This window comes from Mongoliitalea daihaiensis (genome assembly GCF_021596945.1).
Classification (GTDB): Bacteria; Bacteroidota; Bacteroidia; order Cytophagales; family Cyclobacteriaceae; genus Mongoliitalea; species Mongoliitalea daihaiensis.
Window position 1 is genome coordinate 2336194 of sequence record NZ_CP063779.1, and the last position, 13066, is coordinate 2349259.

The window sequence follows — 13066 nt, forward strand, 5'->3', positions numbered from 1 at the left end:
CCGAGGATATGAGCGATTATAGACTTACAGAAGTAGCATACAATCCATTTTCAAAAGGGATCATTGAGCGTGTTTTTCTACCTACGGAAGCTCAAAAAGAGATATTATTGTCTTGCTATTTAGGGGGTGATGAAGCAAATCTATCTTACAATGAGTCAATTTCTTTGGATCTCAGAGGTACTTTGGATGTGCAAGCACTAGAAACATCCATTCAAAGTCTTGTCAAAAAATTTGATAGTTTAAGGATGATTTTCACCCATGATGGCAGTCATGGACTTGTCCTTAAGGAACCGATCATTGATTTTCAAGAGATAGATTACAGTCTTTTAGATGAGCTTGAAAAGCAGTTAGCTGTCCAAGAGATGGTTACTACAGAAGCATCAATACTATTTAATTTAGCAGACGGTCCTTTGATACGTTTTAGATTGCTCAAGTTATCCGGGGATTGGTATCAGTTAGTGATTGTTGCACATCATGTGGTTTGTGATGGATGGTCTTACGGACTTATTTTAGAGGACTTGGCGAAGTCTTATAATAACCCAGAGTTAGCTCATTCGAATTTTGTAAACAAAGCTATTCAATTTGCTGATTATGCTAATTTTTTAAGATCTGACGATGGTATTTCAATCAGCAAACAAGCTGAAAATTATTGGTTGCAAAAATTTCAAGATTCTCCACCTAAACTAAATCTTCCCACTATCCGAGAAAGACCTAAGTTTCGGACATTTAAAGGTAAAAGGCTTGACTTTGAGTTGAATGAAGGTGTAGTGGATTTGATTAAAAGACTCAGTGCTGCATCTAAAAGTTCTTTGGTTCATACCTTAAAAAGTTTATTTGAAATCCTGATTCATAAAATTTCGAATCAGCATGATTTTGTCATTGGATTTCCTGCAGCTGGACAAAATCTAACAGGTTTTGAGAATGTAGTTGGCCATTGTGTAAACTTGCTGCCAACACGGGTGATTATCCAAGATAATATCACTGTTTTAGACTTTATCAAACAACGGAAAAATGAAGTTTTAGATGACCTGGAATTTCAAAATTTAACTTTTGGGACACTTGTGCAACAATTAAAAATTGAGCGGGAGAGAGGACGAATTCCTTTAGTACCTGTGGTTTTTAATGTGGATTTAGGGATGGATGATTTAGTCTCTTTCGATGGGCTAGAATCCTTTGTGCTTTCTAACCCTAGATTGTATGAGAACTTCGAAATTTTTTTCAATGTTACCCAACGAGACCAAGCCCTCGTCTTAGAGTGGTCTTACAATACCCAGCTTTTTGATGAAGAGTTGATTACTTATTGGATGCACACACTGGAATGGATCATTCAAATGGTTTCAGCGTCACCTGAAATGTATGTAGAAAAAGTATTGTGCCAAAGTAAAGATTTTTCTAATTCTCTGTTAAGAATTAATACCACCGAATTTTTGCTTCAAGGGAAATCAAGTTTTTTGGAACACTTTCTTCGACAGGTCTCTAATGACCCAAAAGCTACAGCAGTTATAGCAAGAGATGAAATCTTTAGCTATCGGAAACTAGACGAACTTTCGCGGACAATTTCTCAGAATCTTAATGCATTGAATCTTCCTAAAGGTGCAATTGTAGCTATTTATTTGACTAGAAATATTGAGCTGATTGCATCTCTTTTGGGAATTTTAAGAAGTGGTTTGACCTATCTTCCGATCGATCCCAGTATGCCAAAAGAAAGGATTGATTACATTTTAGCAGATGCTCAAGTAGCATTGGTTGTCACTCATGATGATTTAAAGTATAATATTGAGGAGGATTTCCAGGTGAAGCTAATAGATGAATTATTGGAGTCAAGTCGAAATCCTGATCATTTCGAAGAGCAAGTGCCAGCATTTGATGATTTAGCCTATCTGTTGTATACCTCAGGGTCGACGGGTAAACCGAAGGGTACAAAAATCAGTCACGGGAATCTGTTGAATTTTTTAGAGAGTATGCAGCAGCGTCCAGGAATTTCTAAAGGACAGCGGCTTTTGGCTATAACTTCTATTTCATTTGATATTTCTGGTCTGGAGCTCTTATTGCCTTTGATTGCAGGGGCTACGGTTGTACTTGCGACGAGTGAAGAACATAAAGACGGGAAAGCGATAGCCCGACTTATTCAAAAATGTGATGTAGATATGATGCAGGGGACCCCTAGCACATTTAAAATGTTGAAAGCTTTGGACTGGTCACCTCCACAGCGATTGAAAATTTTATGTGGTGGTGAACCATTGTTCTCTGATTTAGCCAGATTTTTACTTAAAAATTCGAGTTCGCTTTGGAATATGTATGGACCTACCGAAACAACCATTTGGTCAACTGTCAAAGAAGTAAAAAATCCAGAATCAATAACGGTAGGCCAGCCAATTGGAAATACTCAGATTTATATTCTTTCATCTAGAGGGAATATGGTTCCATTGGGTTCTACTGGCGAAATCTGTATAGGAGGACTTGGGGTTGGGAAAGGTTATCTGAACAGGGAAGATTTAACACAGCAGCGGTTTTTACTTCATCCTGTAAATCCATCTCTGGGAATGATTTATAAAACAGGTGATATTGGTCGCATAAACCTGAAGGGTGAATTAGAGTGCTTTGGAAGGATGGATGATCAAGTGAAAATCCGTGGTTTCCGAATAGAGTTAGGAGAAATCGAGTCTGTTTTAACCAGTCTTCCCGCTATCAATAACGCCGCGGTATTGGCTTTTGATGAAAATCAGGAAAAGTTCTTAGCTGCTTTTATTACCAGATCTAATAAAAGTATGGTATTGGATGAACAGGCACTCGTTCAAGAAATTAGATCAGCATTGCTCCAGAAATTACCAGATTACATGGTACCGACAGCATGGAGTGTTTTAGAGGAGTTCCCTCTCACGACAAGTAGAAAAATAGATAAAACGAAGCTTGCTCAGTTAAAAATAGAAAAATTAAGCAAGGTTGTTTCAGCCCTACCAGAAACTGCTTCAGAGAAAAGTATTGCAGCTATTTGGCGGAAATTTTTAAAGGTAGAGGAGTTAGGAATGGATGATGATTTCTTTGAATTGGGAGGTCATTCCCTACTTGCAGTAGAAATTATGGTGGAGATTGAGCGGACACTTGGGAAAACATTTCCAGTAAACACTATTTTTCAAAGTCCTGTTTTTAGAGATTTTTGCGCCAAGGTAATAGAACAAGAGGAGTCTGATGTTTCTTGGGATGTCATTGTACCCATCAAGCCTACTGGGAATAAACCACCACTCTTTTTGATCCATGGAGCAGGTGCAAATGTCACACCATTTTACGGACTTTCCGCTCAGATGGACGAGGATCAACCTGTATACGGTATTCAGTCCAAAGGCTTGAATGGGATAGATGAACCTTTGCAAACAATTGAAGAAATGGCGGCTTTTTATTTGCAAGAAATCAAAAAAGTATGTCCCACAGGAATCTTTCATATTGGAGGACAATCTTTTGGAGCCTACGTAACATTTGAAATGGCCAAGCAAATGAAAGCCCATGGCGCAGAGATGGGTAAAGTTATCTTGTTTGACGTGCCAGCCTATCAATCTGAAACCGCTTTGGACACTTGGGGTAAAATAAAAATGAAAGTGGAGAATGAGTTCGAAAAAAGAGTAGTTGACTTGCAATTGGCAGTGAAAAATCCTGAAAGTTTCAAACGAATGAAAGTGAACTCGTTTACTAGAAAGGGAACCTTCCTCAAAAAATGGCTTGGTTTAGAAAAAGCCGATGAGGGTACCGATCTGTTTACAACCATTGAAAAAATCCGATCCATTAATCATAAGGCAAGTGATTCCTATCTACTTTCGTATTTTGAAGGCTGTATTTATTTGATAAAAGCAAAAATTAAAACATTTCTAGTTTCCGATAAATTGAATTACGGATGGCAAAAATTTGCTAAGGAAGTGGTTCCGATTGATGTGGATGGAGATCATAATTCAATGATTGATGACCCTGAGTTGGTAATGAATTTTGCGGAAAAACTGCAACAAATTCTAGATGAGAAATTGAGTTTAGATAATAATTCTCAAGAATCTGCATGATAAATAAGAAATAAAAAAACTCGAGATAAAACTATCGTTATCTCTTTAATGGAATTTTACCCAATCATATCGCAAGTGCACTGGGAAGATGCCCCTAAACATGACTTGAATCATGGTTATCAGTTGTGGAAAGTGGATATCGCACGGGATTTTTCTTCATTTGAAGTATATTATGATCTCATAAAAGAGGAGGATTGGCTAGCAATTCGGAAGTATAGACACGAGGAAGATCAACAAATACGGATTATTAGTACCCTATTTCCTAAATTACTTATTGGAGCGTATTTGAATGAAAGCCCGTGTAAAATCTCTTTTTTTACCAATGAATTTGGAAAGCCATTGTTACAAAATGACCCATCCTTTTTTTTCAATATCGCACACAACAGGAGTTACTTTATGTTGATCTGCGGGCCGAAACCTTGTGGAGTGGATGTGGAAAAACAAAAGCAAATTCCTTTAGAACGTTATTTCCTAGAAGATATCTTTCATCCAGATGAATTAGCTTATATTGAGCGAGGCCCCCAACGTGAAGATGCTTTTTTCAAACTTTGGGTGTTAAAAGAAGCCTATTTAAAGCGATTGGGTACGGGCATACAGGAAAAGCTTCATGATATCTCTATTTTCCAAAGTAGCACTTATGGTCACCACTGCCAGTCTCGGCATGTATCCGAAATACAGCAAGTATTCAAACTTTCCCAAGATCAATGGTGCGGATTAAGTTTGGAAGGTGATAAGCAGACAACTATCCGTTATATTGACTTTAAAAAAGAGATTGACTTTATCGTTGGGAAATGATGAACTTAGAAAAGGGTAATGGATGTGGGAGGAAGGAGTAGGAGGAGTCTTAATTCAAAACTCTAAGATCTAAAACTCCCTTACATCTTGCAAAACTCCTTCAAATTCCTCGAAGTTTTCGATGAGATGAATTATTTTTTGAGCAGCATATTGAGGACTGCTGAGTTGCTTGTTCTGATAGAGTCCTTGAAATTTGGCAAGCGAAGAAAAGGAAGCTGATTTGGCGGAGCGTATGTCAGTTTGCATGGCGGTATCTACCACTCCAGGTGCCACAGCAAAGTAGCGGATACCATTAGCATTGAGATTGGATTCGTTTTGAGTAGCTTCTGTGAAAAGGTTAATCGCAGCTTTGGAAGAGGAATATCCTGACCATCCATCCAACCCTTTCTTGGCAGCTCCCGAACTGATATTAATGACAATTTTCACGGCATCAACTTTTTCATAAGCTTTGGCGAAGGCATTGCATAAGATGGCTGGGGCGGTTACATTGAGATTATAAAGGCTTATGATATTCTCAGGCTCAATGTGCCCTACATGTTCGATTTGCCCAATCCAACCAGCATTATTGATCAATACAATCCTTTCGAAAGGAGTGCTTGGGAAAAAATTATCAACTTGATGAATGAGTGCGTGGACATCGGATAAATCTGATTGAAAATGTTGGTATCGCTCATGAGTCAGCGGTGAGGCCGAACGAGCGATACCAATAATATGATGGGAGGGATGCTCCAATAATTGCTCCACCAATGCAAGACCGATGCCTTTGCTACTGCCGGTAATAATGAAAAGAGAATCCATACCTGTATTACAAAATGTATTGAGATAAATCGCGGTTTTTCACTAATGAACTCAAGCGCTCTTGAACCATCTTGCGGGTAATCATGATTTTAGAGTTTGGCTCAATGCTATCCGGTACATCGAACAAGAAATCATTGAGTAAGTGACTCATGACTGTATGGAGTCTTCTTGCGCCAATATTTTCTACTTCCTCGTTAATTTTAAAGGCTAAATGAGCAATTTCGTGAATCGATTCATCATTAAAGTCTAAGTACACTTCCTCTGATTCAAACAAGGCTTGGTATTGTTTAGTCAATGCATTTTTAGGGTCCTTTAAAATCCTGTAAAAATCATCTTCCGTTAAGCTTTGAAGTTCCACACGAATCGGGAATCGACCTTGCAATTCTGGAATCAAATCTGAAGGTTTTGCCACATGGAAAGCTCCTGCAGCGATAAAAAGCACGTGATCGGTATTGATGATTCCGTACTTGGTATTTACAGCAGAACCTTCTACAATCGGAAGTAAATCTCTTTGTACGCCTTCTCTGCTTACATCGGGTCCGCCACCACTTTTACTGCTTTTGGACGCTATTTTGTCTATTTCATCAATGAAGATAATGCCATTGTTTTCCGCTAGCCGAAGTGCTTCTTCCTTCAACTCATCAAAGTCTATTAATTTAGATATTTCTTCTTCTAGTAAAACTTTGCGTGCTTCTTCAATGGTCAATTTTCTTTTTTTGGTTTTTTTAGGCATCATGCCTGAAATCATATCCTGAAGACCTTGCATGCTGGCATCATCCATCATGCCGTTACCTATCATTCCAATACCTACAGGAGGAGCTTGTTTTACTTGAATCTCAATTTTCCGATCCTCCAGTTCTCCATTTTTCAATTTTTCTCGGAATCGCTCTCTTGTACGTTCGTTTAATTCATCGTCACCGGCATTGGAAGGATCAAATGTGGAATCTTGGCTTTGGCCTCCATTGCGAACAAATCCAGGACTTTTAACAGGAGGGATAAGGATGTCCAATAACTGCTCTTCAACGGCAAGTGCTGCTTTTTCTTTTACTTCTTCGTTTTTCTTTTCGCGTACCAAGTGAACTGATTGCTCTACTAAATCACGCACCATACTTTCAACATCACGTCCTACATAACCTACTTCTGTGAATTTGGAGGCTTCTACTTTGGTAAATGGTGCATTGGCAATTTTTGCCAGCCTTCTAGCAATTTCGGTTTTACCCACTCCCGTAGAGCCTATCATCAGAATGTTGTTAGGAACAATATCTTTTTGAATATCACCTTTCACATGCATTCTGCGGATCCGATTTCTAAGAGCAATGGCTACATTTCTCTTGGCATCGTGTTGTCCAATAATATATTTATCAAGCTCTCCCACAATTTGTCTGGGAGTCAATTCGTGAAAATCTTTTCTCATAAGTTTTTGCGGGCTTAGCCCTCAGTTTTTAAGTGCTCTATTGGGAAGCTGAATTTCATAGGATCTTCAACTTTCGTTTTCAACAAAGCAATGTCCAATACTTCCTCTACTTTATCAACAAAATGGAACTGTATACCTTTCAAGTATTCCTCATCTATTTCTTCAATATCCCGTGCATTTTTACTGCATAGAATGATCTCTTTAATTCCTGCTCTGCGAGCGGCTAGAATTTTTTCTTTAATTCCTCCAACAGGCATTACTCTACCTCTTAACGTAATTTCTCCTGTCATGGCTATTTTTGCTTTCACTTTGCGTTGAGTGAAAATAGAAGCCATAGCTGTCAGCATAGTAATACCGGCTGACGGCCCATCTTTGGGCACAGCTCCAGCAGGTACGTGGATATGAAGATCGTAATGATCAAATGTTCGATAGTCTATGCCAAGTTTATCAGCCTTCGATTTCAAATAGGAAAGTGCTGTCATAGCTGATTCTTTCATGACATCTCCCAATTGTCCAGAGAGTGTGAGCTTACCTTTTCCTTTGCTTAAAGATGTTTCGATGAAAAGAATCTCACCTCCAAAAGAGGTCCAAGCCAAACCGGTTACCACACCGGCCACAGAGTTGTCCTGATAAGATTCCTTGTCAAAAATCTCTCCTCCCAATACTTTTCTGACCGTTGCAGGGGTGATTTTTTTGTTGTATTCTTCCTCCATAGCTATGGATTTAGCAACATTTCGGATGATTTTTCCGATGGCTCTTTCCAAGCTTCTGACCCCTGATTCTCTGGTATAATCTTCAATGACTTTAACAATCGCTCCCTTATCAAAGGTAATATCTCGTCCCTTCAATCCATGCTCTTTGCGTTGCTTTGGTATTAAATGGTTTTTAGCAATTTCAACTTTTTCCTCCATGGTATACCCTGTAACCTCGATAATTTCCATACGGTCACGCAAAGCAGGTTGGATGGTATCCAAAGAGTTGGCAGTAGCAATGAATAAAACCTTGGATAAATCATATTCCACTTCCAAGTAATTATCTACAAAGGTGCTGTTTTGCTCTGGGTCCAATACCTCCAAAAATGCGGAGGAAGGATCTCCTCTGAAGTCAGATTTTAACTTATCTATCTCATCCAACACGTATACTGGATTGGACGATTTCACCTTTTTCATGTTCTGGATGATTTTTCCAGGCATGGCACCTACGTATGTTTTTCGATGCCCACGGATTTCTGCCTCGTCGTGTACTCCTCCTAAGGACATGCGGATATACTTCCTGCCCAATGCTGCTGCAATAGATTTACCTAAGGAGGTTTTTCCTACTCCTGGAGGGCCATACAAACATAAAATAGGGCCTTTTAAGTCGTTTTTCAACTTCAAAACAGCCAAATATTCGATGATGCGTTCTTTTACCTTTTCCAAGCCAGAATGATCTTTGTCGAGGATAGCCTTGGCATTTTTTAAATCGAAATTATCTACTGTAAACTCATTCCAAGGTAACTCTACCATGGTCTCAGCATAATTTAAGGCGATGGGATATTCTGCAGCTGAGGGATTGATTCGAAGGATTTTATTCAGTTCTTTTTCAAAGTGTTCAGCCACAGCTTTTGGCCAATTTTTCTTGGCTGCCTTTGCACGTAATTCTTCCACTTCCTTTTCCGGTCCTTCCTCACCAAGCTCGGTTTGAAGAACCTTCATTTGTTGACGTAGGAAGTAATCTCGCTGTTGCTGATCAATATCGGTGTGTACCTTGCGGTGAATTTCACTTTTTAGTTCGAGCATTTGAATGTCCTTCATCATTAGCTCCAATAGCAAAGTAGCTCTCTCCAATCCATCATTGATTTCCAATAGGCGTTGTTTAGCTTCTACGGGCGCATTGATGTTGGAAGATAGGAAATGGGTAAGAAAAGCGGTATTGTCAATATTGTCCAATGCCACCTGAGCTTCTCTTGGGATTTCCGGGTTCAAATGAAGGATTTTGGCAGCCGCTTCCTTGATGGATTCTTCCAGGGCTTGGATTCGCTTACTGTTTTTGGGGAAATTTTCCTCCAAATATTCAACTTTTGCTGTAAAGTACGGATCCTCAGTTAATGTTTCCGCAATTTTAAATCGCTTTTTGCCTTGGATAATGATGGTAGTATTTCCATCTGGCAATACAATCATTTTTATTATTTTGGCAATAGTGCCTACATGGTAAATATCATCCCAGCTAGGTTCGTCATTATTAGGGTTTACCTGTGCACAGACCCCAATCAGTTTGTCACCTTTTTGTGCCTTTTTAACCAATTTGATGCTTCGCTGTCTTCCTACCGTGATAGGGATGACTACACCGGGAAAAAGAACAGTATTTCGTACGGATAAAATAGGGATTTCATCTGGATAGGAGTCGGCTTGGTTGCCTGTTTCTCCTTCCTCTTCTGTGATTAGATGGATTAAATCCCCCTCACCTGCAAAATCTCCTAATACTAATGATTGATATGGATTGTTGTTGTGTCTGTTCATAAAGGACAAGATGACAGGTTTACTGCCACGTTAATCGTATAAATAGAAAGAACCTTCAATGTAAGAAGGTTCTTTCAAATAATTCAATGAATATGCCAATGTTTATTTCAGTACAAATTGGCAGGTGTCTTTTGCCTCTTTGATTAACTTCCGCTTATTGATCAAATAATTTCATATTTAAATAGACTAATTGATCATCACCGCTGTACATAAAAAGTTCATCATTAATATTCACGGCCATAGATTGATTAAATTCATTGAAAAAGTTACGAGTAGCAATAATAGTTGGGTTGACTTCCATGGTCTCCATATTTAATTCATAATACCCATTTCCCACAGATAAATATACCTTATTCCCTCTTACAATAGGTTCACTTATTTGCAGATTAGGTAAGTTGACAGCAGTTAGGTCTCTTAGTTGCTCTTGAACTTCATCGAAGACAAGCAATCTTTGGCTGCCATTGAGGTGTCCGATCATAAATGTTTGACCATTGTATCTAAAACTTCGGTGAAATCTGACTCCTGCTTCACGGGATTCTGTTACTTTCGATAACAGTTGCCAAGATTGTTGTGAGTAATCAAATTTCCAGCGTTCCGTAATATAGGTTCTACCACCTATCTCTTCATTCCAAAAAGTATCTTCTGATTCTAAGTAAAAATAATCCTTCAGTGCAAGTGCTGCTCTAATGAACAATAAATTTGAAGGCAAGTTTGGTAACTTTTTCAAATTATTAGTCGCTGGATCAAATTCATAAAAATCAGAAGGGGCTTGGGAATTCCAAGGATCAGCTGCCGCTGTATAAATTTTCCCATTCGGAGATCTCATGGCGAATAGATTAGCGATAGTGTTCTTAGTTGATTCACTATTACTGTTTTTAAATGTCAATTGATTAGTTTTTGGGTCGTATTGGTAGATGCTTCTTCTTCTAAAGAAATATCCGACGTTTTTTGAATCATCACTAATACCTATACCCCCTACGCCTAATATGTTTATTTCTTCTGGTGTTAAATGAAGTATTGGTAAATAAGGGCCTATAATTTGTAAGTTGAGTGGATTTTCTGATTGATTATTTGAGTTTTTTAAATAAACCTTGTGCTGGGATTTACTCAAATTATTTACCTGTAAGATTCTAAAATTAACAGTATTAGTAGTTTCAGGAAATTGTACTTCCTGCAACTTTAAGCTTTCATTTTCTACGAAAAAGGTGTTTCCAACAGGATTTTTATTTATTACCGGAACTGTAATACGATCCAGCCAGTTGGAAATGACTAAGGGTTCTGTAGTTGTAAATTCAGTAGGGTTAATCTTAAAGCTATTTTTCACGATGTAGGGCCTCCCTCTTATCCATACATCAATAGTTGGAGTAGCTTCATTGAAACGAGCATTTAGCCTGAAGGTAAGCTGATTGTTTGATTTTTGTACGACTGTTAAAGGCTGCTGTTGATATTCCACACGTACTTCTGACGATTCTAAAAATTCTCCTTCCAACACTACGTTTTGATCATAATTCACGGCAAAAAGGGAGTTTTCTTTAAAAATAGGTTCTTGAAACTTCACCTCTTTCAGTACTGTCAAAGTGTTGTCTGCAATTTTTAGGTCAAAACGAAATATGCCTTCATCAGAGTTGCGGGTATTGAATTCAAATACTTCTGGAAAGATGAATTTAAAGCTATTTTTAGTAACCTCAATAGTTTTAGCCGGTCTGGTTTCTTCTATCCTTATATCATAATAACTGATTATTTCACTGATGTTTTCAGCTAAAACAGTAATAGTGTCACCAAAATAAAGCGGCTGAGGAATCAACATGTCGAGTAATACAAAGCCTTGAGAACCTTGACTTTCAAATCGCACATTCTCTGAGTAAATATAACCGGAGGCTGTTTGCATGTAAGCAACGACGTTGTAAGTAGTCCCTTTTTTCATGGAATGAATAGCGGTCATTTGAAAGGTTTTACCGGGCTTACCAGACTCAGAAACCTTCACAGCATTGTTGACCCTTGGAACAGCAGTGGAGGTGTACATAAAACCATGCTCTAAAATTTCCTCACTGCCAAAATCATGAACATCGGCGGATAACTGAACTCCGTTTTCGCTGATGTCTTGAATAAATGCAATTGTAAATCGGGGATGTGTGACAGGTTCTACTCGATCAGAATGGCAAGATAAGAGCGTAACGAATGAAAGGGCTACGATATAAAGTTTGGAACGGATCATGTCTGTGTGCGCGTTAATACCTAATTCCAATCAATAAAGAATTGATGACCTCGCTATACTTTGCGATGTTATTTTCTATGCGGACGGAATAGCTGCTGGGTAATAAACTTGTTTGTAATTCAACTATAAACCCCAATTTTTTGGAGTGCCTGATATGCGTGCCAAGCTTAAAAGTAGGACTGGTAATTCTTTCTTTGTAGCTCGTAAGCCTGACTTCTGTTAAAACAGTTGAGTTGATGGCTTTACTTTTACTGTCCATAATGGAAAACTCTGATTCAATTGTGGAGATGCGGTGGATGATACCTAAGCCCACAAATGATTCAAAATTTCTATTTCTTTGGAAAGAATAATTCAAAGAAAATGGAAAAAACGTAGATGAGATGCTGTATTTTTCTGTTCCTGTGAACAGTTGGTTTGGATTTTCATACCGAGCACGTACCATACTTGAAAATTCGCTTTTACCAACCCCAAGATCAAAACTAAACTTGGGTATGATCCTAAATTGGTAGAAGCGTAACCCCATTTGAATAGAGGGCAAAAATTGTTGCTCGAAGACATCGGTCCGATTGTCTGAACGATCACTGATAAGTGTCCCCATCATGTTACCTCCGACACTCAGGGTTGGAGACAGCCTCAAGCGAGGGATACTTTCAATATGTACTGTGTAAGGTAAGTTTTCGCATTTGTGGTATTTTATCAATAAGTCTAAAAAGCTTTGCTCGGAATAATAAGTCTTTTCAATTGACTTTTTTAGTGTATTTCCACAATTTCCTGCAAACAAAACCAAAAGATCGTCAACGAATGGTTTTCTGTAATTGGTGACAACCCTACCTGCAAAATTATTTTCCTCCAATATTTTATACATGTAGATCAACTCTACTTCAGTCTCTATGTAAATATCATCTTGATAACTGAGTAGGCTAAATGTACCAGAGAAAAGCTGTTGGACAAATACGTTGGTTCGCATCCCTGGAAGTTTCATACTTCTGAAAATTCTTCCATTATCTAATCCAAAGCCATTGATTTCATGAGGAGCAAAATCTTTTCGATCTCCTGAACGAGATTGGAATTTGACTACCTTGTAATTGCTTTGGTCAAAAGATCGAAGGATTTGTCCATATTCTACCTCTCCAGATAACGTGATGATGTAATCCTGATTGACCGGCTGCTGGGCTTGACATTTTTGATAACTGCTTGCAAAAATGACTAAAAAGCTAAAGCTAAGTGAGACTAAAAACTTCATATGCTAATTCAATTCATTGAAGAATTTTAACGAAAAAAGTAATACTAAAAAAGTAAA

General features: G+C 38.3%; 7 protein-coding genes. 2 read left to right on the forward strand and 5 right to left on the reverse strand.

From position 1 onward, the window contains the following. Window positions 1-8: 8 nt before the first annotated feature. Window positions 9-4046: a non-ribosomal peptide synthetase gene (locus IPZ59_RS09945; RefSeq protein WP_236139696.1), complete on the forward strand. Its 4038-nt coding sequence runs from the start codon at window positions 9-11 to the stop codon at window positions 4044-4046. A gap of 48 nt (window positions 4047-4094) precedes the next feature. Next, window positions 4095-4841: a 4'-phosphopantetheinyl transferase family protein gene (locus tag IPZ59_RS09950; protein ID WP_236139697.1), complete on the forward strand. Its 747-nt coding sequence runs from the start codon at window positions 4095-4097 to the stop codon at window positions 4839-4841. Window positions 4842-4910: 69 nt separating this feature from the next. Here the strand turns inward: IPZ59_RS09950 and IPZ59_RS09955 are convergent, their stop codons facing one another. The 5 genes from IPZ59_RS09955 to IPZ59_RS09975 all read right to left on the reverse strand — a co-directional run bounded on the left by IPZ59_RS09955 (window position 4911) and on the right by IPZ59_RS09975 (window position 13009). Next, the gene (locus IPZ59_RS09955) at window positions 4911-5639 is read right to left on the reverse strand and encodes an SDR family NAD(P)-dependent oxidoreductase (RefSeq protein WP_236139698.1); all 729 of its coding nucleotides are present in this window, start codon (window positions 5637-5639) and stop codon (window positions 4911-4913) included. Between the two features lie 7 nt (window positions 5640-5646). After that, window positions 5647-7053, reverse strand: a complete 1407-nt coding sequence (hslU, locus tag IPZ59_RS09960; RefSeq protein WP_236139699.1) for an ATP-dependent protease ATPase subunit HslU — start codon at window positions 7051-7053, stop codon at window positions 5647-5649. A gap of 14 nt (window positions 7054-7067) precedes the next feature. After that, window positions 7068-9551 carry an endopeptidase La gene (lon, locus tag IPZ59_RS09965; RefSeq protein WP_236139700.1) on the reverse strand — a complete coding sequence of 828 codons (2484 nt, stop codon included), beginning with the start codon at window positions 9549-9551 and terminating at the stop codon, window positions 7068-7070. Between the two features lie 154 nt (window positions 9552-9705). Further along, complete coding sequence (locus IPZ59_RS09970; protein WP_236139701.1) at window positions 9706-11766, reverse strand: Kelch repeat-containing protein; 2061 nt, start codon at window positions 11764-11766, stop codon at window positions 9706-9708. 13 nt (window positions 11767-11779) lie between these two features. Next, the gene (locus IPZ59_RS09975; RefSeq protein ID WP_236139702.1) at window positions 11780-13009 is read right to left on the reverse strand and encodes a hypothetical protein; all 1230 of its coding nucleotides are present in this window, start codon (window positions 13007-13009) and stop codon (window positions 11780-11782) included. Between the last annotated feature and the right edge of the window lie 57 nt (window positions 13010-13066).

Bases quoted from the DNA above. Each gene is read 5' to 3' on its own strand.
- IPZ59_RS09975 (WP_236139702.1), bottom strand. From the start codon at position 13,009: ATGAAGTTTTTAGTCTCACTTAGCTTTAGCTTTTTAGTCATTTTTGCA.
- lon (WP_236139700.1), bottom strand. From the start codon at position 9,551: ATGAACAGACACAACAACAATCCATATCAATCATTAGTATTAGGAGAT.
- IPZ59_RS09955 (WP_236139698.1), bottom strand. From the start codon at position 5,639: ATGGATTCTCTTTTCATTATTACCGGCAGTAGCAAAGGCATCGGTCTT.
- IPZ59_RS09970 (WP_236139701.1), bottom strand. From the start codon at position 11,766: ATGATCCGTTCCAAACTTTATATCGTAGCCCTTTCATTCGTTACGCTC.
- IPZ59_RS09945 (WP_236139696.1), top strand. From the start codon at position 9: ATGAGCGATTATAGACTTACAGAAGTAGCATACAATCCATTTTCAAAA.
- hslU (WP_236139699.1), bottom strand. From the start codon at position 7,053: ATGAGAAAAGATTTTCACGAATTGACTCCCAGACAAATTGTGGGAGAG.
- IPZ59_RS09950 (WP_236139697.1), top strand. From the start codon at position 4,095: ATGGAATTTTACCCAATCATATCGCAAGTGCACTGGGAAGATGCCCCT.